Origin of the sequence: Streptomyces sp. NPDC059897, from assembly GCF_042730865.1 — a bacterium.
Classification (GTDB): Bacteria; Actinomycetota; Actinomycetes; order Streptomycetales; family Streptomycetaceae; genus Streptomyces.
In genome coordinates this window covers 50,474-75,671 of sequence record NZ_JBHWKQ010000036.1, presented here as the reverse complement: position 1 = coordinate 75,671, position 25,198 = coordinate 50,474, and the positions used below count along the sequence as shown (strand labels likewise).

Below are 25,198 nucleotides of genomic sequence, written 5' to 3'. Positions count from 1 at the left end.
TACGGCGCGACGAACTTAAAAAGCGGTCCTCGAACGCCGGGGGGGCCGGAGAATTCCGGCCCGCCCGGCGTTTGGCCGTTTACGCCCCAACTCGCCCGGTCAAGGGTGGGGTTCGGCCACTTGCTTCCCAACTGCCCACCGTCCGCCCCCCGTTCACGGCAGTCCGGATAACGGAACACCCCAGCCTGCATCACGTTTAGGCATCCTTTCGCCGTCAAGTCTGGCAACAGATCGCGCCCAGGTTGAAGACTCCCGCTCCAAGGGGGCTTCGCCTCTGTGTACGACGGACTGAACCACGCCGCCACAGCGGCAAGTGCGGGCCGGTCACCGCCGGTTGAGAGGGGTCCCTGCCACGATGACGGCACCATTGCACGACACGAGCGCGGAAGCGGAACCGAGCGCACCGGTCGAGCCTGCCAAGGGAGACGGAGGCCGTAAGGTCGAGGGCCGGTCGCTCAAGCAGATCGCCTGGAGCCGGCTCAGGCGCGACAAGGTCGCCCTCGGCGGTGGCATCGTTGTCGTGCTCCTCGTCCTGGTCGCGGTCTTCGCTCCGCTCATCGTCAGCCTGCTCGGCCACCCGCCGAACGAGTTCCACCAGGACAAGCTGGACGAGCTGACGAACCTGCCCAAGGGCGCGCTGGGCGGCGTCAGCGCCGAGCACCTCTTCGGCGTCGAGCCCAACAAGGGCCGCGACATCTTCAGCCGCATCGTCTACGGCACCCGCGTCTCGATGCTGGTCGCCGTCCTCGCCGCGGTCGTCGCCGTCGTGCTCGGCACCTTCTTCGGCATCATCGCCGGCTACTTCGGCGGCTGGGCGGACGCGGTGATCAGCCGCGTGATGGACGTGCTGCTCTCCTTCCCGCAGCTCCTCTTCATCATCTCCCTGGTCTCCGTCCTCCCCAACGACCTGCTCGGCCTGACCGGCAGCGGCGTGCGCATCATGATCCTGATCATGGTGATCGGCTTCTTCGGCTGGCCGTACATCGGCCGGATCGTGCGCGGTCAGACGCTCTCGCTGCGCGAGCGGGAGTACGTGGAGGCGGCCCGCAGCCTCGGCGGCGGACCCCGGCACATCCTCTTCCGCGAACTGCTGCCGAACCTGGTGGCGCCCATCACCGTGTACACCACGCTGATGATCCCCACCAACATCCTCACGGAGGCGGCGCTCAGCTTCCTCGGCGCCGGTGTCCGGCCGCCGACCGCCTCGTGGGGCGGCATGCTGCGGGACGCGCTCAGCACGTACGAGCACGACCCGATGTTCATGGTCTTCCCTGGCGTGGCGATCTTCATCACCGTGCTGGCCTTCAACCTCTTCGGGGACGGCCTGCGCGACGCGCTCGACCCCAAGGGCACCCGATAGACCCCGTTCACCGCCCCTGCCGTCCCGTCAGGAGCACTCCCTGTAGGTCCCTCATGGTCACGCGGCCGCAAGGCCGAGGACCGCGAATCCCGGAGGATGCGAGAAGAATGCCCAAAGGTTTCCAGAGTCGACGGATGATGGCGGGCGCGGCCCTCGTGGCGGCGTCGGCGCTCACGCTCACCGCCTGTGGCGGTGGTGGCGACGACAGCGACAACGAGTCGAAGGGCGCCGGCTACAACGCCGCCATCGGCAAGATCGCCAACAAGTCGGCCAAAAAGGGCGGCACGCTCCGCATGGTCGCCAAGCAGGACCTGGACAGCTTCGACCCGCAGCGCGCCTACTTCGGCATGGCGTGGGACTTCATGCGCTTCTACAACCGCACCCTGGTGACGTACGACACCAAGCCGGGCGCCGCGGGCAACGCGCTGGTCCCCGACATGGCGAAGGGCATGGCCGAGGTCAGCGACGACGGCAAGACCTACACGTACAAGCTGCGTGACGGCCTCACTTGGGAGGACGGCTCGAAGCTGACTTCCAAGGACATCAAGTACGGCATCGAGCGCATCTGGGCGGACGACGTCATCACCGGCGGCCCGGTGTACCTGAAGCAGGCGCTCGACCCGAAGGGCGAGTACAAGGGCCCGTACAAGGACAAGTCCAAGGACAAGCTCGGCCTCAAGGCGATCGAGACGCCCGACGACAACACGATCGTCTTCCGGCTGCCGCAGCCCAACAGCGACTTCGAGCAGATGCTCGCCATGCCGTCCGGCTCCGCCGTGAAGGCCTCGGCGGACACCCGGGAGAAGTACACGACCAAGCCGCTGTCCAACGGCCCGTACAAGATCCAGTCGCACAAGGCGAACAAGTCGATCGTGCTGGTCCGCAACACGGCGTGGAAGAAGTCCTCGGACCCGCACAACCCCGCCCTGCCGGACAAGATCACCGTCGCGATCAACAAGAACCTTGAAGAGAACGACAAGAACCTGATGGCCGGCCAGTACGACGTCGACCTCAACGGCACCGGCATGACCCAGTCCGGCCGGACCACCGCGGTGACGGACCGCAAGGGCGACGTCGACAACATGCAGACGCCGTTCGTCCGTTACGTCGCCCTGGTCACCACGACCAAGCCGATGGACAACGTCGCCTGCCGCAAGGCCGTCTTCTACGCCACCGACTTCAAGAGCCTGCAGCAGACCCGCGGCGGCGAGGTCGCGGCCGGCAAGATCGCCAACAACCCCTTCCCGAAGGCGGTTCCGGGCCACGACGACAGCTACGACCCGTACGGCGTGGTGGCGCGCAAGGGCAAGCCGGACGTGGCCAAGGCCAAGGAAGAGCTGAAGAAGTGCGGCAAGCCGAACGGCTTCTCGACCGTGCTGACCGCGCGCAGCGACCAGCCCGGTGAGGAGGACGCCGCCGAGGCGCTGCAGGAGCAGCTGGGCAAGGTCGGCATCAAGCTGACCATCGACACCTTCTCCGGTGCCGACGCCTCCTCCATCTCCGGCGACCTGAAGAAGGTCAAGGAGCGCGGCTACGGCATGACGATGAGCGGTTGGGGCCCGGACTTCAACACCGGCCAGGGCTTCGGCCAGCCGCTGTGGGACAGCCGCTTCATCCAGAAGACCGGCAACTACAACGAGTCGCAGATCGACGACCCGAAGATCGACAAGATGTTCGACGACGCGCTGAAGACGACCGACAAGGCCGAGGCGAAGAAGATCTACACCGACATGGGTCACCGGATCCTCGACGAGGCCTACTGGATGCCGTTCATCTACGAGGCCAACATCACCTGGCGCGGGCCGCGTCTGACGAACGCCTACTCGGCTCCCGCCTGGAGCGGCCGCTACGACTACGCCAAGCTCGGCGTGACGAAGTAGCAGCGACCGACCCGCTGACATCCCAGCCGACACCCACCAGTCCGAAGGGCAGGTGATGGTCCCGGCAGGCGGCCGGACCCCGTAACCCGAGGTCCGGCCGCCCCCAGGGGCCGCGCACAGTGCTTGCTTACCTCATCCGGCGCCTGAGCGCCGTCATTGTGATGGTGCTGATCGTCCTGCTGACGACGTTCGCCATCTTCTTCCTGTTGCCGAAGTGGTCCGGGCAGGACGTCGCCACACTCTTCGCGGGCAAGGCCACATCGCCGGAGCAGCTTGCGGGCATCCGCGTCAAGCTGGGTCTCAACGACCCGCTGCTCGTGCAGTTCTGGGACTTCGTCAGGGCGATCCCGATGGGCCGGGACTACGTCTCCGGCGGCAGTGTGACCCACTGTCCCGCGCCGTGCCTCGGCTACTCCTTCCGTACGGAGGAGCCGGTCTGGAACACCATCACCGACGCTCTGCCGGTGACCGTCGCGCTCGCCGCGGGCGCCTGCGTCCTGTGGCTGGTCGGCGGCGTGGCCGTGGGTGTCGTCTCCGCGCTGAAGCGGGGCACGATCTGGGACCGCAGCGCGATGATCGCCGCGCTCTCCGGCGTCTCCATGCCGATCTTCTTCACCGGCATGGTGATGATGGGCATCTTCGTCCACAGCCTGGGGCTCGTCACGATCAGCGACAGCCTGACGAGCGACCAGTCCATCGGGACCTGGATCGAGACGCTGATCCTGCCCTGGATCGCCCTGGCCTTCCTGCAGGCGGCGATGTACGCCCGCCTCACCCGGGCCACCATGCTCGAGGTCATGGGCGAGGACTACATCCGCACCGCCCGCTCCAAGGGCCTCGGTGAACGGTCCGTCATCACCCGGCACGCGCTGCGCTCCACGATGACGCCGATCCTCACCGTCTTCGGCCTCGACCTGGGCGTGCTGATGGGCGGCGCCATCCTGACGGAGTCCACCTTCGGGCTGAAGGGCGTCGGGTTCGAAGCCGTCAACGCCGTCGAGGCGAAGGACCTCCCGGTGATCCTCGGGGTCACCCTGGTCATGTCGCTGGCCATCGCCATCGCGAACCTCGTCGTCGACATGATGTACGCCGTGATCGACCCCCGAGTGAGGCTGGGATGAGCGAGCAGAGCAACACCGGGACCGTCGTGGGCGAGCCCTTCGCGGCCGGCTCCCCGCCGCCGACCGCCTTCCTGGAGGTCCGTGACCTCAAGGTGCACTTCCCCACCGACGACGGCCTGGTGAAGTCCGTCGACGGCCTGAACTTCTCGCTGGAGAAGGGCCGGACCCTCGGCATCGTGGGCGAGTCCGGCTCCGGCAAGTCCGTGACCTCGCTGGGCATCATGGGCCTGCACACCGTCGGCCAGTACTCCAAGCGCCGGGCGCAGGTCTCCGGCGAGATCTGGCTGGACGGGGAGGAGCTGCTGTCCTCCCCGCGGGACAAGGTGCGCAGGCTGCGCGGCCGCGAGATGGCGATGATCTTCCAGGATCCGCTGTCGGCCCTGCACCCGTACTACACGATCGGCAAGCAGATCGTGGAGGCCTACCGGGTCCACCACGACGTGGACAAGAAGGTCGCGCGCAAGCGGGCCGTCGAGATGCTCGACCGCGTCGGCATCCCGCAGCCCGACAAGCGGGTCGACTCCTACCCGCACGAGTTCTCCGGCGGCATGCGCCAGCGCGCGATGATCGCGATGGCCCTCGTCAACAACCCCGAACTCCTCATCGCCGACGAGCCGACCACCGCGCTCGACGTGACGGTGCAGGCGCAGATCCTGGACCTGATCCGCGATCTGCAGAAGGAGTTCGGCTCGGCCGTCATCATGATCACGCACGACCTCGGTGTCGTCGCGGAGATGGCCGACGAGCTGCTGGTCATGTACGGCGGCCGCTGCGTCGAGCGGGGCACGGCGGATCAGGTCTTCAGCACGCCCCAACACCCGTACACCTGGGGCCTGCTGGGCTCGATGCCGCGCATCGACCGGGACCAGACCGAGCGGCTCACCCCGGTCAAGGGCTCCCCGCCCAGCCTCATCAACCTGCCGAGCGGCTGCGCCTTCAACCCGCGCTGCCCGTACGCGGACGTGCCCAAGGACAACGTCACCCGCACCGAGCGCCCCGAACTGCGGGAGGTCGGCTCCGGACACTTCTCCGCCTGCCACATGTCGGGCGAGGAACGCGAGCGGATCTGGACCGAAGAGATTGCGCCGAAGCTGTGACGGATGCCAAAGGAACGGACGGCAAAGGACCTGACACCGAGATGACGCCCCCTACGATCCCCCAGCAGGTGACGACCTCTCCGGACCCGGCGGCCGGGGAGCCGCTGCTCAAGGTCGACGGCCTGGTCAAGCACTTCCCGATCCGCAAGGGCCTGCTCAAGCGGCAGGTCGCCGCCGTGCAGGCGGTCGACGGGCTCTCCTTCGACGTCCGCGCGGGGGAGACCCTCGGCGTCGTCGGCGAGTCCGGCTGCGGCAAGTCGACCATGGGCCGGCTGATCACACGGCTGCTCGAACCCACGGGCGGGCGCGTCGAGTTCGAGGGCCAGGACATCACCCACCTGAGCACCGGTGGCATGCGGCCGCTGCGCCGCGACGTGCAGATGATCTTCCAGGACCCGTACTCCTCGCTGAACCCGCGCCACAACATCGGCACGATCGTCGGCACGCCCTTCCGCCTCCAGGGCGTCAAGCCGGAGGGAGGCGTGCGCAAGGCGGTCCAGGAGCTCCTGGAGAAGGTCGGCCTCAACCCCGAGCACTACAACCGCTATCCGCACGAGTTCTCCGGCGGTCAGCGTCAACGCATCGGCATCGCACGGGCGTTGGCGCTGCGCCCGAAACTCGTCGTCGCGGACGAACCGGTGTCGGCGCTCGACGTCTCGATCCAGGCCCAGGTGGTCAACCTCCTGGACGACCTCCAGGACGAGCTCGGCCTCACGTACGTGATCATCGCGCACGACCTCTCGGTCATCCGGCACGTCTCCGACCGGATCGCGGTCATGTACCTCGGCAAGATCGTCGAGTTGGCCGACCGCGACGACCTGTACTCGACGCCGATGCACCCGTACACGAAGGCGCTGCTGTCGGCGGTGCCGGTGCCGGACCCCAAGCGCCGCGGCGCGAAGAGCGAGCGGATCCTGCTGCGCGGCGATGTGCCGTCGCCGATCGATCCGCCCACGGGGTGCCGGTTCCACACGCGGTGCTGGAAGGCGACGGAGATCTGCACGACGAAGGAGCCTCCGCTGCTCCAGCTCGGCACGGGCCACCAGGTGGCGTGCCACCACCCGGAGAACGCGGCGGACCAGGCGCCGCAGGACACGAAGCTCCTCCAGGTGGCGAAGGAGGCGATCGACGTGATCACGGTCCCGAAAACGGTGGCTCCGCCGGAGGGCCGGGAGTCGTCTTAGGGGTGGGGGTCCGGGGGCGCGGTTCGCTGCGCCGGGGTTGCGGTCACGGGGCTCCGCCCCGGGCCCCGCGCCTCAATCGCCGGCGGGGCTGATGTTGTTGCTGTACCGGTGTTGGGGGTGCGGGGTTCCGCGCCCTAGGCGCCGACGGGGCTCGACCGGCTGAACCGGAGTCGCGCCGCGGAGCACGAGGCGCCCCCCGTGGTTGACGTCTCGGGGCTCCGCCCCGGTCCCCGCTGCTCAATCGCCGCAGGGGCTTGATTTGCCCCGGCTTCTCCGCAGCCTCAGGCCTCGCGTGGTTGACGTCTCGGGGCTCCGCCCCGGCCCCCGCTGCTCAATCGCCGCAGGGGCTTGAATCACCTGCCCGAACCGCCCCACCAGGCCCCCACTGCCTTGGCCCGTTCCCCCGCCCAATTTCCCACCCCCCGCCCCCTCCAGGGGCGTCGGCCCCACGGGGTCCCGCACCGCGCCTCGCGGCGATCTGCCGCGGATACGGCTCCCACGCATGACGGGCGCGTTCGGTAAGCGGCCGTGGGCACGGTTTCCCAACCGTTGCGGTCGCCTCTGCTCTGCCTCCGGTAGGCGGCCGCGGGTACGGCTCCCCACCACCCGTCCCGGTCGCCTCCGCCCCTGCCTCCGGCAAGTGGCCGCGAGTACGGCTCCCCACCCATTACGGTCGCCCCCGCCCCGCCTCCGGTGAGCAGCCGCCGGAGCGACTCCCCACCCGTGGCGGACGGCCGCCACCGACTTGGGCAGTCTGCCGCAGGGGCGCCTCCCCACCCGTTGCGGTCGACCGCAACCGCCTTGGGCAATCTGCCGCCTAATGGGGTCTCCCCTGCTCGGAGCTTGTCGGAGAGCTTGGGGAAGGCAGGGTGGGCAAGGCGGCCCCCGGTGCCGCGCACCCATGACGACGGGCCCCGACCCCGCCGAAGCGGCCGGGCCCCGGACGACCGGAGCCCCCGGAGGGGGCGGGTGGGTGGGAGATGGGCGGCGGGAGCACCGTAATGCCGCACAGAGCAGAGCCCACCCGTTCCGCGGGAGGCCGCGCACAGGCCACCCGTTTCGTGAGCCCGCACAGGGCCCACCCGTTACCCGGGGCTGCGCCCGGAACCCACCCGCCCCGCGGCGACCGCACCGCACCGCGCCCACCCGCCCCGCGCAGGCGGACCCGCGACCACCCGCCCCGCGCAGGCGGACCCGCGACCACCCGCCCCGCGCGAGCGGACCCGCCCCCGTCCGCCCGCCCCCGCGGCACCGCCCCCGTTCCACCCACACATGGCCCAAAAAGGTCATGTACACGCACACCCCCTCACGGCAGAGTTCCGCTGTCCGTTACACCGGAACCCGCTCGAAGGGACGCCCCATGGCACTCTCCCGTTCGGCACGCCTCGCCGCGCTCACCGTCGCCGCGGCCTCCTTCTGCCTGATCGCCGCCGCACCCGCCCCCACCCCCGGCTCCGACGGCGTCGGCGACCCGTACTTCCCGCAGCTCGGCAACGGCGGCTTCGACGCCCGGCACTACGCCCTCGACGTCGACTACAACCCCGACACCGACCGCCTCGACGGCCGCGCGACCCTCACCGCGCGCGCCACCCAGAACCTCTCCGCCTTCGACCTCGACCTGCAGAAGCTGACCGTCACCAAGGTCGAAGTGAACGGCAGACACGCCGAGTTCACGCGCAGCGGCGACGAACTGCGCATCACGCCGCGCGCCTCGATCCGCAAGGGCAACACCTTCACCACGATCGTCACGTACGGCGGTGTGCCCGAACCCCTCAGCGGCCCCATCGTCTTCGGCTCGGACTACGGCTGGATGAAGACGGCGGACGGCGTCTTCGTCGCGTGCGAGCCGAACGCCGCCTCCACCTGGTTCCCGTCCAGCGACCACCCCTCCGACAAGGCCACGTACGACATCAGGATCAAGGCTCCGAAGGGGCTGACCGGCGTATCGAACGGCCGGCTCGTCGACACGTACGACACCGACAAGGGCAAGCGGACCGTCCACCACTGGCGCGAGACCAAGCCCATGGCGACGTATCTCGCGACCGCCACCATCGGCAAGTTCGACGTGCGGGCGGGCAGGACGCCCGCCGGTACGCCCATCTACGTAGCCATCGACCCGGTCCTCGCGAACAGCAACAACGTCGACGTGTACGGGGTCACCGCCGAGGCCACCGACTACTGGTCCGAGGTCTTCGGCCCGTACCCCTTCGAGGAGACGGGCGCGATCGTCGACGACATGCCGCAGGCGGGCTTCTCCCTGGAGACGCAGACCAAGCCGATCTACTCGGCCGTCCGCTCCGAGTCGACGATCGTGCACGAGCTGGCCCACCAGTGGTTCGGCGACTCCGTCTCGCCGAAGCAGTGGGACGACATCTGGCTCAACGAGGGCTTCGCCACCTACGCCCAGTGGCTGTGGACCGAGCACAAGGGCGGCGCCTCCGCGCACGACTCCTTCCTGGCCGGCTATAACTCCCGCCCGGCGAACTCCACGTTCTGGCAGGTCAAGATCGGTGACCCGCAGCGCGACACGATGTTCGCCTCGGCCGTCTACCAGCGCGGCGCGATGACGCTCCAGATGCTGCGCGAGCGCATCGGCGACAAGGCGTTCTTCAAGCTGCTGCCGCAGTGGACGCAGGCGAACCGGTACGGCAACGCCCAGACGTCGGACTTCATCGCCCTCGCCGAACGGGTCTCGGGCCGGCAGCTCGACGACCTCTTCGACACCTGGCTCTTCACGACGGGCAAGCCCAGCCTGTAGGGGGCCCGCGGACGCGGCAGGTAAGAATGTCGCGTGCTTCAGGAACTGTTCAGTCCCTCCGTCCAGCATTGGCTCGACCTCATCGGGATCTTCGTCTTCGCGATCTCCGGCGCCCTGATGGCGGTCCGCAAGAACTGGGACGTCTTCGGGATCGCCGCGCTCGCGGAGGTCACCGCGCTGGGCGGAGGGGTGTTCCGCGACCTGGTCATCGGCGCCGTGCCCCCGGCGGCGTTCATCGACCTCGGCTATTTCGTCACGCCGCTGATCGCCGCCGCGCTCGTCTTCTTCCTGCACCCGGAGGTCGAGCGCACCCAGACGGCGGTGAACGTCTTCGACGCGGCGGGCCTCGGCCTGTTCTGCGTCACGGGCACGACGAAGGCGTACGACTACGGGCTCGGGCTCACCGCGTCCGCCGCGCTCGGCCTCGCCACCGCGGTCGGCGGCGGTGTGCTGCGCGACATCATCGCCAACGAGGTGCCGTCCCTGGTGCGCTGGGACCGCGATCTCTACGCGGTGCCCGCCATGGTCGGCGCCGGGATCGTCGTCCTGTGCATCCACCTCGACGCCCTGGACGGCTTCACCAGCGCCCTCGCGGTCCTCACCGCGTTCGTCCTGCGACTGCTCGCGATGCGCTTCCACTGGCGGGCGCCGCGCGCGTGGAACCGCAGGTCGGCCGGGGTGGAAGTGACGGAGGAGACACCGTAGCCAGGGACTGGCCACCGGTGAAAGCTACCGCTTAGTAATTTCCTGTTGTACGTTTCCGGGTATGGCAGACGCAGTATCCACGCAGAGTCGCCCGGCGATCATCGGCGACAGCGAGTTCGACCGCGACACCGCCGTCACCCGGCGCGCGGGCGAGCCCGGTGTCTACGACATCGACCTCTCCGCGGGCTGGACGATCATCAACGCCCTCAATGGCGGCTACCTCCTCGCCGTGCTCGGCCGCGCCCTCGCGGACGCCCTGCCGCACGACGACCCGTTCACCGTCTCGGCGCACTACCTGACCGCGTCCACGCCGGGCCCCGCCGTGATCAGGACCGACGTGGCCCGCTCCGGCCGCACCCTCTCCACCGGCCAGGCCTCCCTCTTCCAGTACGCGGAGGACGGCAGCGAGGTCGAGCGGATCCGGGTCATCGCGTCGTACGGCGACCTGGACACGCTCCCCGACGACGTGCGCACGAGCGCCGAGCCGCCCGTGCTGCCCGCCATCGACCAGTGCTTCGGCGCGGGCGACGCCCCCGAGGGCGCGCCGCCCGTGCCCGGCAGCTCCGCGATTTCCGACCGGCTGCACCTGAAGCTCGACCCCGCCACGCTCGGCTGGGCGCTCGGCGCGCCGTCCGGGAAGGGCGAGATGCGGGCCTGGTTCGGCCTCGCCGACGGTCGCGACATGGACCCGCTGTCGCTGCTGCTCGCGGTGGACGCGCTGCCGCCGACCGCCTTCGAGATGGGCCTCAAGGGCTGGGTGCCGACGGTCGAGCTGACCGTCCACGTGCGCTGCCGCCCGGCCCCAGGACCCGTCCGCGTGTCGATCACGACGCGGAACCTGGCCGGCGGCTTCCTGGAGGAGGACGCCGAGGTCTGGGACGCGAAGGACCGCCTGGTGGCCCAGTCGCGCCAGCTCGCGCGCGTACGGCTCGGCTGACGTTCTACGAACCGAGGAACTCGCCCAGTACGGCGGCGAGTTCCGCGGGCGCGTCCTCCTGGACGAGGTGCCCGGCGCCCTCGATGATCCGCAGTTCGGCGCCGGGGATCAGCTTGGCCAGCTCGTGCGCCCGCTCGACCGGGATCCAGGTGTCCTCGGCGCCCCAGGCGACCAGGGCGGGCAGGTCCAGCTCCCCGTAGCGGCCCTGGATGTCATCGGTGGCGGCCCACAGGGGGTTCTGCTCGATCTGCCGGTAGAAGGAGTCCTTCCCGGCCTCGGTCAGCCAGGGCGCGACCACGCGCGCGTGCGTCTCGGGATGCAGCCCGCGGTGGCTGCCGGAGGCGACGTAGCGGTGCACGAGCGCCTCGTGCAGATCGGGCGGCAACTGCCGGAACACGTCGGCGTGTTCGCCGAGCAGTCGGTACGTGGGGGAGCCCCACGGCCGGATCGCCACCGGGTTGACCAGGGCGAGGCGCGTGTACGCGGCGCCGTGCACCAGATGCGCGCGCAGCGCGATGCAGCCGCCGAAGTCGTGGCCCACGACGGCGGGTGCGTTTCCCTCGCCGGTCAGGCCCCAGTGGTCGAGGAGTTCGGTCAGGGCGCGGGCCTGGGTGTCGAGCGAGAGGTCCTGGCCGGGGCGCGTCTCGGAGACGCCGTAGCCCGGCAGGTCCCATACGTGGACCCGGTGTTGACGCGCGAGCGCGCGGGCCGGCTGCCGCCACACGTACGAGGAGAACGGCGTGCCGTGGACGAGGACGACGGGCGGCGCGTCGGCCGGCCCGAGTGCCGTCCAGCGGATCTCGCCGGACGAGCCGGAGAAGCTTCGGTCGAGGTTCCAGTCGGCTGCTGTCATGACCGTAACGCTAGTTGCTCATGACACATCGAGCCAGTGCTTTCGGCCGATGCTGACGAGCCGCAGCTGCCGCTCGGCCTGGTCCGCCACCTGTCCGAACTCCTCGGTGGGCGTCGTGAGCAGCAGCGATGCCGTCACCAGCATGTGATCGACGTACAGGTTCGCCAGCATTCTCAGATCCTCCTCGCTCCAGCCCGTCGCGCCCGGGTCGTGTCGGAGCGCCTCCCGCACCTCGTCGGCGAACTGCCCGAGCTGCTCGCCGATCGCCTCCCGTACCCGCTGGACGCCGCCGTGCCGCTCGCGCGCGATGAAGCGGACGTGTGCGGGGTGCGCGTGCACATGGCGGACGATCAGCTCGACGGTGCGTGTGATGCGCTCGTCGCTGTCCCAGGTCGCGGTCAGCGCGTCGCGGATCACCGCGTGCAGGCTGCCGAGCGCCTCCTCGACCAGGGCCACTCCGAGGTCGGCCGTGCTGTCGAAGTGCCGGTAGAACGCGGTCGGTGTCACCCCCACGGCGCGCGTCACCTCGCGCAGGCCGAGGCTGCTGAGGCTCTGGTCCTCCAACAGTCCCAATGCCGCGTCCAGGAGCGCCTGTCGGGTCTTCTGCTTCTGCGCCTGGCGGGCGCCGAGGGTGTGACTCATGTCATCCAGTTAACAACTGTTCTCTGTAACGGGGAAGTCGTGGCGCGAGCTAGACTCGATAGTCAGTGAACAGTTGTAACCCAACTTTTCGAGAGGCTTCCATGCTGTTCCTCGTAGCGGCCCTCCTGCTGCTGGGCTTCGCGCTCGGCACCGTGGCCCACGCCCCGCTTCCCGTCACGCTTGTCGCGGCCGCCGTCATCGGCGTCTGGCTGGCCGTCTTCGCCGTCCGCGAGCGCCGCCGGCACCAGCACTGAACCGGTCCGCAGTTCACGTTCGGCAGTTCACGTTCAGCAGTTCACGCATTCAGGGGGTATCACCGTGCAACTCACCGCAGAACCGCAGACGACGTCCTGGCCCCAGGCCCGTCCCACCGGTCGGCGGGACGCCGACGGCATGGCCGTCGCCTCGTTCGTCCTCGGCCTGGTCGGGCTGCTCGTCATGAACGTCTTCCTCGGCCCCGTCTCGATCGTCCTCGCGTCCGTCGCCCTGTGGCGCGGCACCGAGCGGCGCGGCCGCGCCCTTCTCGGGCTCGGTCTCGGCCTCGCCGACCTCGTCGTGCTCGGCGCCCTGATCGCCGCCGACGGCACGATGTCCTGGAGCATCACGGGCTGACCGTCAAACGCGCACACGTGGGCTCGTAGAATCGAGCCCACCATGGCTTACCTCGACCACGCCGCGACCACTCCGATGCTCCCGGAGGCCGTCGAGGTGATGACCGCCCAGCTCGCCGTCACCGGCAACGCCTCGTCCCTGCATGCCGCGGGGCGCCGCGCCCGGCGCACCGTCGAGGAGTCCCGCGAGACCCTCGCCGAGTCGCTCGGTGCCCGGCCCAGCGAGGTCGTGTTCACCTCGGGCGGCACCGAGGCCGACAACCTCGCCGTCAAGGGCCTGTACTGGGCACGCCGCGCCGCCGACCCGGCGCGCACCCGGGTCCTCTCCAGCCCCGTCGAGCACCACGCCGTGCTCGACGCCGTGCACTGGCTCGCCGAGCACGAGGGCGCGACGGTGGAGTACCTGCCCGTCGACGCGTACGGGCGCGTGCATGCCGAAGCGCTGCGCGAGGCGATCGAGCGGAACCCCGACGACGTCGCGCTGGCCACGGTCATGTGGGCCAACAACGAGATCGGCACGATCCAGCCGGTGCGCGAACTCGCCGATGTGGCAGGCGGGTTCGACATCCCGCTGCACGCCGACGCGGTGCAGGCCTACGGCCAGATCCCGGTCGACTTCGCCGCCTCCGGGCTCGCCGCCATGACCGTGTCGGGCCACAAGGTCGGCGGCCCCTACGGCATCGGCGCCCTCCTGCTCGGCCGCGAGTACACCCCCGTCCCCGTACTGCACGGCGGCGGGCAGGAGCGGCACGTCCGCTCCGGCACGCTCGACGTCCCCGCGATCGCGGCCTTCGCCACGGCCGGCCGGATCGCGGCCGAGCAGCGCGAGTGGTTCGCCCGCGAGATCGGCGCGCTCCGGGACGCCCTCGTCACCGCCGTGCGCACCGCCGTCCCCGAGGCGATCCTCGGCGGCGACCCGGCGCCCGGCGGCCGGCTGCCCGCCAACGCCCACTTCACGTTCCCCGGCTGCGAGGGCGACTCGCTCCTCCTGCTCCTGGACGCCCAGGGCATCGAGTGCTCCACCGGCTCGGCCTGCACCGCGGGCGTCGCCCAGCCGAGTCACGTGCTGCTCGCCACCGGCACCGACCCGGACCTGGCGCGCGGCACGCTCCGCTTCTCCCTCGGCCACACCACCACGAAGGCCGATGTGGAAGCGGTGGCGACGGCGATCGGACCCGTCGTGGAGCGTGCGCGGTCGGCCGGCCTGACGTAGGCCGCCGTTCTCAGGCCTTCGCCGCGCCGTCCCGCTCGTACGCCGCCTTCACCAGGCGTATGTACCGGTCCCAGTCCCAGTGCGGACCCGGGTCGGTGTGGTCGGTGCCCGGCACCTCGACGTGCCCGATGATGTGCTTCCGGTCGACCGGCATGTCGTAGCGCCGACAGATCCGGGCGGTGAGCCGCGCCGACGCCTCGTACATCGCGGCCGTGAAGTCCTCGGGCCGGTCCACGAAGCCCTCGTGCTCGATGCCGACACTGCGCTCGTTGTAGTCCCGGTTCCCGGCGTGGAACGCGACGTCCAGCTCTCGGATCATCTGCGCGATGTGCCCGTCCTGCCGGACCACGTAGTGCGCGGCCGCCCCGTGCCACGGGTCCTTGAAGACTCTCAGCGCGCTCTGGTAGCTGCCCTGGGTGACGTGAATGATCACGCGGTCGACGGTGTAGTCGGCGGGGCGGTCCGCCCGCCGCCAGTTCGCCGCCGCCGCGGCCACCCACTCCGCGCCCTTGAAGTCCACCGCGCCGGCCTCGCGCGGCTTGTCGACCCCCGGCACCTGCCACCACATGCGGGCGAGATCGCCGCGCGCGAGCAGCCCGACGCCCACGGCCGACGCGGCTCCGCCGATGATCAGCGTCCGGCGGCTGATCCCGCGGTCGCCGTCCCCGCCGCGGCCCTTCCCGGACCCCGTCCCCTGCTTGCCCATATGACGCCCCCGTCCGTCCCGTACGAGATCCACAACGGATATCCGAACGATTCGGTTCCCGCGGGCCCGTACCCTGTTAGAGCTATGACTTCGCAGACCTCGATGCTTCCCGCCGACCGCCCCCTCCGCGTCCTCGCCGCCATGTCCGGCGGCGTGGACTCCGCCGTCGCCGCGGCCCGCGCCGCCGAAGCGGGCCACGATGTGACGGGCGTGCATCTCGCGCTCTCGGCGAACCCGCAATCGTTCCGCACCGGCGCCCGCGGCTGCTGCACCATCGAGGACTCCCGCGACGCCCGCCGCGCGGCCGACGTCATCGGCATCCCGTTCTACGTCTGGGACCTCGCCGAGCGCTTCCGCGAGGACGTCGTCGAGGACTTCATCGCGGAGTACGAGGCGGGCCGCACGCCGAACCCGTGCCTGCGCTGCAACGAGAAGATCAAGTTCGCCGCGCTCCTCGACAAGGCCCTTGCTCTCGGCTTCGACGCGGTCTGCACGGGCCACTACGCGCAGGTGATCGTCAACGAGAAGGGCGACCGCGAGCTGCACCGCGCCGCCGACATGGCCAAGGACCAGAGCTACGTCCTCGGCGTCCTGGACGACCGGCAGCTCGCCCACGCGATGTTCCCGCTGGGCGACACGGAGACGACCAAGGAAGAGATCCGCGCCGAGGCGGAGCGCCGCGACCTGGCGGTCGCCAAGAAGCCCGACTCCCACGACATCTGCTTCATCGCCGACGGCGACACCCAGGGCTTCCTCGCGGACCGCCTCGGCAAGACCGAGGGCGACATCGTCGACGAGTCGGGCGCCAAGCTCGGCACCCACGAAGGCGCCTTCGGCTACACGATCGGCCAGCGCAAGGGCCTGCGCATCGGCAGGCCGGCCGCCGACGGCAAGCCGCGCTACGTCCTGGACATCTCCCCGGTGGACAACACGGTGACGGTCGGCCCGGCCGCCGCCCTCGACGTCACGGCCCTCACGGCGATCAAGCCCCGCTGGTGCGGCGCGGCGCCGACCGGCCCCGGCACGTACACGGCCCAACTGCGCGCGCACGGCGGCGAGACCGAGGTGTCGGCCGAGCTGGTGGACGACGAGCTGCGGGTCCGCTTCACGGACGCCGTCCGCGGCGTCGCCCCCGGCCAGGCGATCGTGCTGTACGACGGCACGCGCGTGGTGGGCTCGGCGACGATCGCCACGACGGAGCGGGCGACCGCGGCGGCCTGAGACAGGTTGGAACAGGAGCCCTAGCGGCCCTGCAAGTAGTACTGCAGTACGGCGCCCAGCTGGCCGCACCACTCGGCGGCCTGCGCCTTCTTCCGGGCCAGTACCTGGCAGGTGTAGACGGCGCCGTCCGACATCGCCGCCGTGACGAACACCCCGGACGGCAGCGGCTGGAAATTGGCCGTGCGGACGTGCGACCAGGGCAGGTCGATGGCGTGCGGGCCCTGCTCGAAGTGCAGCCCGTCCGCGTCCACGACCATGCCGTTGTGCTGGTCGGCGGCCACGAACTCCGGTCCGGCGGGCCCCGCCGGGGGCGGCGCGGGTGCGTACGAGGGCGGCGGCGGGGCCGCCGGAGGGTGTGGCGGCGGAGCCGGAGCGAACGGCGGCGGGGGGCCGCCGAACCCTCCCGTCGGAACGTTCTGCTGTCCGTCTCCGTGAGTCATGTCGCCTCACCCTCCGCCGTGCGCCGTGTACCTCCTCATTCGACCACGCGCGCGTGGTTACGCGGCGACGACCTGCGTCTCGTAGAAGCACAGGTGGTCCTTGATGGCGGCCACCTCGGCCTTCGGTTCCGGGTACGCCCACACCAGGTCCCGCGCGTCGGGCAGCGACCAGTAGGAGGCGTCGCCCTTGAAGGGGCAGTGCGTAGTCGTGTTCGAGGGAGTCAGCAGCTCGGTCCGTACGTCCTCCGGAGGCAGGTAGTACCGCACCGGACAGCCGGTCTCCTTCAGCACCAGCGGGCGCGAGCTCTCCGCGAGCACCTGCTCTTCATGGACGACCCGCACGCGCTGCGAGCCCTGCTCGACGGTGATCGTGTGTCCTTGAGTCATAGGTGTGTCAGCGCTCACAGCGGGCGAGTTCTTCCCGTCCGCGGCGGACCGTACGGTAGGTGGCATGAACATCTGTGTCTTCCTCTCCGCCGCCGACCTCGACGAGCGCTACACCCGGCCTGCCCGCGAGTTCGCCGAACTGCTCGGCAAGGGCGGGCACACGCTCGTGTGGGGCGGTTCGGAGAGCGGCCTCATGAAGGTCGTCGCCGACGGCGTGGCGCAGGCCGGCGGCGGGCTCGTCGGGGTGTCCGTGGACTTCCTCGCGGCCAAGGCGCGCGTCGTCGCCGAGCCCGACCAGATGGTGATCGCCAAGGACCTCGCGGAGCGCAAGGCGCTGCTCCTGGAGAAGTCCGACGCGATCGTGGTCATGGTGGGCGGCACCGGCACGCTCGACGAGGCCACCGAGATCCTGGAGCTGAAGAAGCACGGCAAGACCGACAAGCCGATCGTGCTGCTCAACTCCGCGGGCTTCTACGACGGCCTGAAGGAACAGTTCCGGCGCATGGAGGACGAGGGCTTTCTCCCGATCCCCCTCACTGACCTCGTCTTCTTCGCCGAGGAGCCGGTCGGCGCGCTGGCTTACCTCGAGGAGTCGCGCGGCGTCGAGTAGTGCGAGCATGGCGGTCATGGCTACACATGTGATCACCGGCGCCGGTTCCGGAATCGGCGCCGCAGTCGCCCGCCGCCTGCACGAGCGCGGCGACGAAATCTACCTCCACGCGCGCGACGCGGGCCGCGCCAAGGAACTCGCCGCCGAGTACCCCGGCGCCAAGACGCTCGTCGGAGACCTCTCCGACCCGGACAAGCTGTCCTGGGCCTTCTCGCACCAGACGCTGCCCGACCGGATCGACTCGCTGCTGCACATCGCCGGCGTCGTCGACCTCGGCAAGGTCGACGAGCTCACCCCGAAGTCCTGGCGCAACCAGCTCAACGTGAACCTCATCGCCCCGGCCGAGCTGACCCGCCACTTCCTGCCCCAACTCCGCGTCGCCCAGGGCCACGTGCTCTTCGTGAACTCCGGCTCCGGGATCCACGCGGGCCCCGCCTGGTCCGCGTACGCGGCCTCCAAGCACGGCCTGCGGGCCCTCGCGGACTCGCTGCGCAAGGAGGAGCACGACAACGGCGTGCGCGTCACCTCCGTCTACCCGGGCCGCACCGCGAGCGCCATGCAGGCCAAGGTTCACCAGCAGGAGGGCAAGGAGTACGACCCCTCGCGCTGGATCGACCCCGAGTCCGTCGCCACGACGATCCTCATGGCCCTCGACCTCCCGCGCGACGCGGAGGTCAACGACCTGACGGTACGACCGGGCCGCTGACGCGACGCGAGGTGCCGGCCGAGGTCTATGGCCCGGCCGCGCTCGCCGAACTGCGGCGGCTCACCACCGAGGGCGTGTTCGACGGTGACATCTGCCGCTGCCTCGGCGGCGCGACCCTCGTACTGCTCGACGTGGACGGCGAGTTCATCGCACGCGGCAGCCTGCACGGACCGGACACGGTCGCCTGGGAGCGCGCCCGGTTCCGCAACAACCTGGACCTGGCGGACCCGGACGGCCTGCGCCGGTTCCTGGGACGGATCGGCGTCCACGCCGTGTGACGCGCCCGGCCGGAGGCGTTGCGTACCCTTCCTGGGTGGATGAAAAGAGCGACTTCAGGTGGGGGCCGGCCACGGGTGTCGGTTCGATGCCCGGTGGTGATGCCCGTGAGGCCGCCAAGACCGTGACCGGCAGCTTCGAGGGGCCCGAGCAGGGGATGCCGTACCTCGCCGAGCTGCCCGCGCGCGGCCCCGGCGCCGACATGATCGGCCGCACCGCGGGGATGCTGGTCGACCTCTACGCGCGCGTGGAGCCCAGCGGCTGGCGGATCGGCGACCGGCCCGGCCGGGACACCAAGCGGGCCCGGTCCTGGCTCGGCGAGGACCTCGACGCGCTCGAGGAGTTCACGCAGGGGTACGAGGGCCCGCTCAAGATCCAGGCCGTCGGGCCGTGGACGCTCGCCGCCGCACTGGAGCTGAGGAACGGGGAGGCCGCGCTCTCCGACCTCGGAGCGTGCCGCGACCTCGCAGCGTCCCTCGCCGAGGGGTTGCGGGAGCATCTCGCCGACGTACGCCGCCGGGTGCCCGGCGCCCAACTGGTGCTCCAGCTCGACGAGCCCTCGCTCATCGCCGTGCTGCGCGGACAGATCAAGACCGCCAGCGAGTACCGCACGCACCGCGCCGTCGACCGCCAGATCGTCGAGGGCGCGCTGCGCGACGTCATGGGCGTGCTCGACGACGGGCCGCGGCTCGTCCACTCGTGCGCCCCCGACGTGCCGTTCGCCCTCCTGCGCCGGGCCGGGGCCGACGCGGTCTCCTTCGACTTCTCGCTGCTCACCGAGCGTGACGACGAGGTGATCGGGGAGTCCGTCGAGGCCGGTCTGCGACTCGTCGCCGGTGTCGTGCCGGGCGTGGACGGCCCATTGTCAGACCCTGCCGGTAGCGTCATGGGTGTCAGGACGCTGTGGCGCAGGCTGGGGCTGAATCCGGGTTCCCTCGCGGAGTCGGTGGTGCTCACGCCGTCGTGCGGACTCGCGGGTGCGTCGCCTGCGTACGCCCGCGCGGCGCTCGCCCACTGCGTCCGGGCGGCGAGATCACTCGCGGACAACCCTGAGTGACCGTGGACGAAGGCGAACGGGAGGACGAGACGGTGGCTGACGCACTGCAGAGCGAGGGCACGGTGCCCGCCGAGGCGCGGGACGAGCATGCCCGGCTGGCCGAGCAGATCGAGGAGCACCGCTTCCGGTACTACGTGAACGACGCTCCGGTCGTTTCCGACGCCGAGTTCGACAAGCTCCTGCGCTCCCTCGAGGCGCTGGAGGAGGAGCACCCCGAGCTGCGCACCCCGGACTCGCCGACCCAGAAGGTCGCGGGCCAGTACGAGACGGTGTTCACGTCCGTCGAGCACCGCGAGCGCATGCTGTCGCTCGACAACGCCTTCGACGACGAGGAGTTGGCGGCCTGGGCCGACCGCGTAGCCAAGGACGTGGGCGCGCCGGGCTATCACTTCCTGTGCGAGCTGAAGATCGACGGCCTCGCGGTCAACCTGACGTACGAGGACGGCCGGCTCACGCGCGCGGCCACGCGCGGAGACGGCCGCGTCGGCGAGGACATCACGTCCAACGTCCGCACGATCACGGAGATCCCGAACCGCCTCAAGGGCGAGAACATCCCGCCGCTCGTCGAGATCCGCGGCGAGGTCTTCTTCCCCATGGACAAGTTCGAGGAGCTGAACGCCCGGCTCGTCGAGGCCGGCGACAAGCCCTTCGCCAACCCCCGCAACGCGGCGGCGGGTTCGCTGCGCCAGAAGGACCCGCGCGTCACCGCGACGCGCCCGCTGCACATGGTGGTGCACGGCATCGGCGCCCGCGAGGGCTTCGACATCGACCGTCTCTCCGAGGCGTACGCCCTGCTGCGCGAGTGGGGCCTGCCCACCACGAAGTACAGCAAGGTGGTCGACGACCTCGAAGGCGTCCGGAAGTTCATCGCGTACTACGGAGAGAACCGCCACTCCGTGGACCACGAGATCGACGGCGCCGTCATCAAGCTCGACGAGATCCCGCTCCAGGGCCGCCTCGGCTCCACGGCGCGCGCCCCGCGCTGGGCCATCGCCTGGAAGTTCCCGCCCGAAGAGGTCAACACCAAGCTGATCAACATCCGCGTGGGCGTGGGCCGCACGGGCCGCGTGACGCCGTACGCGCAGGTGGAGCCGGTCACCGTCGCGGGCTCCGAGGTCGAGTTCGCGACGCTGCACAACCAGGAGATCGTCAAGAAGAAGGGCGTCTTCATCGGGGACACGGTCGTCATCCGCAAGGCCGGTGACGTCATCCCCGAGATCCTCGGCCCGGTCGCCGACCTGCGGGACGGCAGCGAGTACGAGTTCGTGATGCCCGCCGACTGCCCCGAGTGCGGCACCCCGCTGCGGGCCATGAAGGAGGGCGACATCGACCTCCGCTGCCCCAACGCCCGCACGTGCCCCGCCCAGTTGCGCGAGCGCCTCTTCTACCTGGGCGGCCGCCAGAGCCTGGACATCGAGAACTTCGGATACGTCGCGGCCGCCGCGCTCACCGGCCCGCTCGAGCCCGCGCAGCCGCCGCTCACGGACGAGGGCGACCTGTTCGACCTCACGATGGACCAGCTCCTGCCCATCAAGGCGTACGTCCTCGACCAGGACAGCGGGCTGCCCAAGCGCGACCCGAAGACGGGCGAGGAGAAGATCGCGGACATCTTCGCCACCAAGGCGGGGGAGCCGCGCAAGAACGCCGTCTCGATGCTGGAGCACATCGAGGCCGCCAAGAGCCGCCCGCTGGCCCGGGTCATCAACGGCCTGTCGATCCGTCACGTCGGCCCGGTCGCCGCCGAGGCGCTCGCCCGCGAGTTCCGCTCCATCGACCGCATCGACCAGGCCACCGAGGAGGAGCTCGCCGCCACGGACGGGGTGGGCGGGATCATCGCCGCCTCCGTGAAGCAGTGGTTCGCCGAGGACTGGCATCGGGAGATTCTGCGGAAGTGGCGTGCGGCCGGTGTGAGGATGGAAGAGGAAGGAGCGGGGGAGGACGAGGGTCCGCGGCCCCTCCAAGGACTCACGGTCGTGGTCACCGGAACGCTGCAGAACTTCACGCGGGATGGCGCAAAAGAGGCCCTGCAGACCAGAGGCGCCAAGGTCACGGGTTCCGTTTCGAAGAAGACGTCCTTCGTGGTCGTGGGGGACAACCCCGGCTCCAAGTACGACAAGGCCATGCAGGTCAAGGTTCCGGTTCTGGACGAGGACGGGTTCGCCGTCCTGCTGGAACAGGGGCCTGAGGCGGCCGTCGAGGTGGCGCTTCCCGCCGAGCAGGAGACCGCCGAGTAGCGGCCCCGGGTCACTCGATCGGCGCATATCAGACGCAGACGGAACGCCGGGGTCATTCGGGCAACCGTGCCCGGGCGCGTCCGTCTGGTGCCCGTGGAAGCCTTCTGCGGCCTACTGTTGAGATGTGCGCCTGCCGAGTCCTGCTGCGGATGGGGCGAATCCTCGCCCGCTGGGTACGAGGAGAGCGGGCAGCGGACGCAGGCACCGCCGGCAGTGAGAGGGACGGGAATGGAACCGACCGAGAGCGCCGCCCCGGACTCACGCCTGCGCCCACGTCGACGTGCGCGGCGCGACACGGCACCGCGCGCCGACCGCGGCGACGGAGTCGACGGCAGCGAAAGCGGTCACGGGGAGAACGAGCGCGGTGGTGTGGTGAACTGGCGCAAATGGTGGCGCGGGGCCGGATTCGGCGCCGACCGGACGAGCGGCTTGCCGCGCCCGGAAGCGTCCGGGCCCGAAGTGGCGGGCCACGAAGGGCCGCTGAGGCGCGGAGCGAAGGACCACCCTGCGGACAGCGGCAGTTCGGCCCACGCCCGCACCGCGCCAGGCCCCGAGGATCCCGCCCCGGCGCGGCCCCGGGACACCGCCGAGCAGCGCCCGCGCGCACTGCCGGCCCGGCCGTCGAAGGCCGAGGGCGCGCCCGGCGGGCACATAGCCGACGACCGGGGGCCCGGCGCGCGCCCACAGGACTTCGGCGCGGCCAACTCACGTATGTCCGGCGCCCGTCCGTCCGGTGACCGGGACGCAGGCGACGAGGCCGCCCACGCGCATGCCTCCCACCCCCGAGTGACCACCGCGGGCCCGGTCGTGCACGGCCGCATCGCGGACGGCCGGCCGGAGCTCGCCGGCGGCGGCACCCGGCCCGCCGGGATCCACGGCGGTGCCGCGCCCGGCAGGGGAGCGGGACCGCTCCCAGGGACCGTCCCCGCGGGCGGCAGCGTCGGCATGGCGACACCCGCGCGCAATCAGCTCGCGGCCCAGGGGGAGACCTCGCGGGCCGCGCTCGTGCCGCTGCTGCCCGGCGTCGTGGTGGCGCTCGCCGCCGTGGTCCTCGGCGGCGGGTTCTACTGGTCGCTCGACCAGGGGCACGCGCTCTTCCCGTCCGGCACGGTCGGCTGGTGCCTCGCGATCCTGACCGGGATCATCGTCGGCCACCTCGTCGCGCTCGGCCGCGACCGCTGGTGGGGCGGCACCGGTTCCGGCGCGGCCCTCACCCTCGCGGTGCTGTTCCTGTACGGCTGGGTGCCCGCGGGCATGGTCAGCCTCACCGTCGTCGTCCTCGTCGGCATCGCCCGCAGGCACTGCTGGCGACAGGGCCTGCTGCACGGTGCGATCGACATCCTCGGCATCGGCGCGGGCGCCCTCGTCCTCGCCGCGTTCGGCCGCGTGCCCTCCGTCGAGACGCCGTGGAAGCCGGAGGGCTGGGGCCTGTCGACGGTGGCCGAGGTGGCCCTCGCGGCGCTCGCGTATCTGCTGGTCACCCGCACCCTGCTCTGGTACGTGCATGCGCCACCGAACTCGGGTCTGCCGACCGTCGCCCGCACCTCGCTCGTACGGCAGGGCCTGGTCGCCGTCGCGCTGCTCGGGATCGCGCCGCTGATCTGCGTCGTCGCCATCGCGCTGCCGGTGCTGCTTCCGCTGTTCGCGATCCCGCTGATCGCGCTCGACTCCACGCTGTGGATCGCGCGGGCCCGCGCCGAGGAACAACTGCGCGACCCGCTCACCGGACTGCCGAACCGGCAGTGGCTGCTCGAGCGCACCTGGCGCGCGCTCGACGACGCCGAGCGGATCGGGGTGCGCAGCGCGCTGCTGCTGATCGACCTCGACCGGTTCCGTTCGGTGAACGACACGCTCGGGCATCTCGCCGGTGACCGGCTCCTGTTGCAGATCGCGGATCGGCTGAGAGCGGCGCTGCCGCGCGGCGCGGAGGTCGCCCGGCTCGGCGGCGACGAGTTCGCCGTGCTGCTGCCCGTCGCCGACTCCACGACGTCCGCGACGCGGGTGGCCCGCAACCTCGTGGCCACCCTCGGCTCCCCCCTCGACCTGGACGGACTGACCCTCGTACTGGAGGCGAGCGCGGGACTCGCCGTCTTCCCCGACCACGCGCTGGACGCGGAGGGCCTGCTGCGCCGGGCCGACGTCGCGATGTACCAGGCGAAGCGGGACCGCACGGGCGTCGAGGTCTACGAGTCGAAGCGGGACTCCAACACGCCCGACCGGCTCGGCCTGCTGGGCGACCTGCGGCGCGCGCTCGACGCGGGCGAGGTGGAGCTGCACTACCAGCCGAAGGTCCGGTTCGACGGGCACGTCGCGGGCCTGGAGGCGCTCGTACGGTGGGTGCACCCGGAGCGCGGGAAGGTGCCGCCGGACGAGTTCATCGCCATCGCCGAGTCGTCCGGGCTCATGCCGCATCTGACCGAGTACGTCCTGGAGACCGCCCTCGCGCAGGTCGCGCGCTGGCGTGCGAAGGGGCTGCACGTTCCGGTCGCGGTGAACGTGTCGCCGCGTGATGTGCACACGCCCGGCTTCGCGGGAGCGGTCGCCGCGCGGCTCGCCCGGCACGGCGTCCCGGCCGGGTCCCTGCAACTGGAGATAACGGAACACGTACTCCTGGAGGACCCGCAGCGGGCCGCCGACACCCTGGCGGGGCTCACCGGGCACGGCGTGAAGATGTCGCTCGACGACTTCGGCACCGGGTACTCGTCCCTCGTGCACCTGCGGCGGCTCCCGGTCAGCGAGCTGAAGATCGACCGGTCCTTCGTGGCCAGGCTCGCCGTGGACACCGAGGACGCGGAGATCGTCCGCTGCACCGTCGACCTGGCGCACTCGCTCGGCCTGCTGGTCGTCGCCGAGGGCGTCGAGGACGACGAGACGTGGGAGCGGCTGCGGGACCTCGGCTGCGACGCGGTGCAGGGCTGGCTGGTCGCCGCGGCGATGCCGCCCGACGAGACGACGGCGTGGCTGCGGGCCCGCGGCGACCGGGGCTGGCACCCGGCCGCCCTCCCGGCAGCCCCTGTCGACGACCACGGCCAACTGGGCTGACGGCTGCGCCCCCGGGATCCGCGGGCTCGCTCGGCCACGGGTGGGCATCTTGGGGGCGCGGGGAACTGCGCGCCCAGCCCCGTACAACATGCGCCCGGGGTGCGGCCCCACCCCGCCCCCGTAAACCGTTTACCGACCACGGTGCCGCGCCCCATAGG

Annotated in this window: 23 protein-coding genes; 18 read left to right on the top strand and 5 right to left on the bottom strand. The window is 70.9% G+C overall.

Annotation, left to right across the window (positions count from 1 at the left end; translation table 11 throughout):
• Nucleotides 1–355: 355 nt before the first annotated feature.
• The 8 genes from ACFV9W_RS30455 (at nucleotide 356) to ACFV9W_RS30420 (ending at nucleotide 11,042) form a co-directional block, all read left to right on the top strand.
• A complete protein-coding gene (locus tag ACFV9W_RS30455) occupies nucleotides 356–1,360 on the top strand; it encodes an ABC transporter permease (protein WP_385767203.1) in 1,005 nt (334 codons plus the stop codon).
• 107 nt (nucleotides 1,361–1,467) lie between these two features.
• A complete protein-coding gene (locus ACFV9W_RS30450; protein ID WP_385767199.1) occupies nucleotides 1,468–3,240 on the top strand; it encodes an ABC transporter substrate-binding protein in 1,773 nt (590 codons plus the stop codon).
• A 119-nt stretch (nucleotides 3,241–3,359) separates the two neighbouring features.
• Nucleotides 3,360–4,361: an ABC transporter permease gene (locus ACFV9W_RS30445; protein ID WP_385767196.1), complete on the top strand. Its 1,002-nt coding sequence runs from the start codon at nucleotides 3,360–3,362 to the stop codon at nucleotides 4,359–4,361.
• On the top strand, nucleotides 4,358–5,458 hold the full coding sequence (locus ACFV9W_RS30440; RefSeq protein ID WP_385767194.1) for an ABC transporter ATP-binding protein: 1,101 nt from the start codon (nucleotides 4,358–4,360) through the stop codon (nucleotides 5,456–5,458). The genes ACFV9W_RS30445 and ACFV9W_RS30440 overlap by 4 nt, the downstream gene beginning before the upstream one ends.
• Nucleotides 5,459–5,499: 41 nt before the next feature.
• On the top strand, nucleotides 5,500–6,642 hold the full coding sequence (locus ACFV9W_RS30435; protein ID WP_385767191.1) for an ABC transporter ATP-binding protein: 1,143 nt from the start codon (nucleotides 5,500–5,502) through the stop codon (nucleotides 6,640–6,642).
• Between the two features lie 1,360 nt (nucleotides 6,643–8,002).
• Complete coding sequence (locus ACFV9W_RS30430; protein WP_385767188.1) at nucleotides 8,003–9,400, top strand: M1 family metallopeptidase; 1,398 nt, start codon at nucleotides 8,003–8,005, stop codon at nucleotides 9,398–9,400.
• Nucleotides 9,401–9,433: 33 nt separating this feature from the next.
• Nucleotides 9,434–10,105 (top strand): trimeric intracellular cation channel family protein, encoded by a 672-nt coding sequence (locus ACFV9W_RS30425; RefSeq protein ID WP_385767185.1) that lies wholly within the window; start codon nucleotides 9,434–9,436, stop codon nucleotides 10,103–10,105.
• A 61-nt stretch (nucleotides 10,106–10,166) separates the two neighbouring features.
• The gene (locus ACFV9W_RS30420) at nucleotides 10,167–11,042 is read left to right on the top strand and encodes a thioesterase family protein (RefSeq protein WP_385767182.1); all 876 of its coding nucleotides are present in this window, start codon (nucleotides 10,167–10,169) and stop codon (nucleotides 11,040–11,042) included.
• A 4-nt stretch (nucleotides 11,043–11,046) separates the two neighbouring features.
• On the opposite strand, the gene ACFV9W_RS30415 is transcribed toward ACFV9W_RS30420, so the two are convergent.
• Both ACFV9W_RS30415 and ACFV9W_RS30410 read right to left on the bottom strand, forming a co-directional pair.
• The gene (locus ACFV9W_RS30415; RefSeq protein WP_385767179.1) at nucleotides 11,047–11,895 is read right to left on the bottom strand and encodes an alpha/beta fold hydrolase; all 849 of its coding nucleotides are present in this window, start codon (nucleotides 11,893–11,895) and stop codon (nucleotides 11,047–11,049) included.
• Nucleotides 11,896–11,913: 18 nt separating this feature from the next.
• Nucleotides 11,914–12,537 carry a TetR family transcriptional regulator gene (locus ACFV9W_RS30410; RefSeq protein WP_385767177.1) on the bottom strand — a complete coding sequence of 208 codons (624 nt, stop codon included), beginning with the start codon at nucleotides 12,535–12,537 and terminating at the stop codon, nucleotides 11,914–11,916.
• 101 nt (nucleotides 12,538–12,638) lie between these two features.
• Here ACFV9W_RS30410 and ACFV9W_RS30405 point away from each other — a divergent pair, with 101 nt between their 5' ends.
• The 3 genes from ACFV9W_RS30405 to ACFV9W_RS30395 all read left to right on the top strand — a co-directional run bounded on the left by ACFV9W_RS30405 (nucleotide 12,639) and on the right by ACFV9W_RS30395 (nucleotide 14,361).
• Nucleotides 12,639–12,791, top strand: coding sequence for a hypothetical protein (locus tag ACFV9W_RS30405; protein WP_385767174.1), 153 nt, complete (start codon nucleotides 12,639–12,641; stop codon nucleotides 12,789–12,791).
• Between the two features lie 64 nt (nucleotides 12,792–12,855).
• Nucleotides 12,856–13,149, top strand: a complete 294-nt coding sequence (locus ACFV9W_RS30400) for a hypothetical protein (RefSeq protein WP_385767171.1) — start codon at nucleotides 12,856–12,858, stop codon at nucleotides 13,147–13,149.
• Nucleotides 13,150–13,191: 42 nt separating this feature from the next.
• Nucleotides 13,192–14,361, top strand: coding sequence for a cysteine desulfurase family protein (locus ACFV9W_RS30395; protein WP_385767169.1), 1,170 nt, complete (start codon nucleotides 13,192–13,194; stop codon nucleotides 14,359–14,361).
• Nucleotides 14,362–14,371: 10 nt separating this feature from the next.
• Here ACFV9W_RS30395 and ACFV9W_RS30390 read toward each other — a convergent pair whose 3' ends face one another.
• Entirely contained in the window at nucleotides 14,372–15,067 is a 696-nt protein-coding gene (locus tag ACFV9W_RS30390; protein ID WP_385767166.1) for an N-acetylmuramoyl-L-alanine amidase, read from the bottom strand.
• Between the two features lie 84 nt (nucleotides 15,068–15,151).
• On the opposite strand from ACFV9W_RS30390, the gene mnmA reads away from it, so the two are divergent.
• Nucleotides 15,152–16,288, top strand: a complete 1,137-nt coding sequence (mnmA, locus tag ACFV9W_RS30385; protein ID WP_385767163.1) for a tRNA 2-thiouridine(34) synthase MnmA — start codon at nucleotides 15,152–15,154, stop codon at nucleotides 16,286–16,288.
• A 20-nt stretch (nucleotides 16,289–16,308) separates the two neighbouring features.
• Here mnmA and ACFV9W_RS30380 read toward each other — a convergent pair whose 3' ends face one another.
• On the bottom strand, nucleotides 16,309–16,728 hold the full coding sequence (locus ACFV9W_RS30380) for a hypothetical protein (RefSeq protein WP_385767161.1): 420 nt from the start codon (nucleotides 16,726–16,728) through the stop codon (nucleotides 16,309–16,311).
• Between the two features lie 57 nt (nucleotides 16,729–16,785).
• Nucleotides 16,786–17,115: a DUF427 domain-containing protein gene (locus tag ACFV9W_RS30375; protein WP_385767159.1), complete on the bottom strand. Its 330-nt coding sequence runs from the start codon at nucleotides 17,113–17,115 to the stop codon at nucleotides 16,786–16,788.
• A 64-nt stretch (nucleotides 17,116–17,179) separates the two neighbouring features.
• Here ACFV9W_RS30375 and ACFV9W_RS30370 point away from each other — a divergent pair, with 64 nt between their 5' ends.
• The 6 genes from ACFV9W_RS30370 (at nucleotide 17,180) to ACFV9W_RS30345 (ending at nucleotide 25,040) form a co-directional block, all read left to right on the top strand.
• On the top strand, nucleotides 17,180–17,725 hold the full coding sequence (locus ACFV9W_RS30370) for a TIGR00730 family Rossman fold protein (RefSeq protein WP_385767156.1): 546 nt from the start codon (nucleotides 17,180–17,182) through the stop codon (nucleotides 17,723–17,725).
• 16 nt (nucleotides 17,726–17,741) lie between these two features.
• Complete coding sequence (locus ACFV9W_RS30365; RefSeq protein WP_385767153.1) at nucleotides 17,742–18,431, top strand: SDR family oxidoreductase; 690 nt, start codon at nucleotides 17,742–17,744, stop codon at nucleotides 18,429–18,431.
• 11 nt (nucleotides 18,432–18,442) lie between these two features.
• Nucleotides 18,443–18,709 (top strand): hypothetical protein, encoded by a 267-nt coding sequence (locus ACFV9W_RS30360; RefSeq protein ID WP_385767150.1) that lies wholly within the window; start codon nucleotides 18,443–18,445, stop codon nucleotides 18,707–18,709.
• A 35-nt stretch (nucleotides 18,710–18,744) separates the two neighbouring features.
• Nucleotides 18,745–19,764 (top strand): methionine synthase, encoded by a 1,020-nt coding sequence (locus tag ACFV9W_RS30355; protein ID WP_385767147.1) that lies wholly within the window; start codon nucleotides 18,745–18,747, stop codon nucleotides 19,762–19,764.
• Nucleotides 19,765–19,796: 32 nt separating this feature from the next.
• Nucleotides 19,797–21,998, top strand: coding sequence for an NAD-dependent DNA ligase LigA (gene ligA / locus ACFV9W_RS30350; RefSeq protein ID WP_385767145.1), 2,202 nt, complete (start codon nucleotides 19,797–19,799; stop codon nucleotides 21,996–21,998).
• 228 nt (nucleotides 21,999–22,226) lie between these two features.
• Nucleotides 22,227–25,040 (top strand): EAL domain-containing protein, encoded by a 2,814-nt coding sequence (locus tag ACFV9W_RS30345; RefSeq protein WP_385767142.1) that lies wholly within the window; start codon nucleotides 22,227–22,229, stop codon nucleotides 25,038–25,040.
• Nucleotides 25,041–25,198 lie beyond the last annotated feature (158 nt).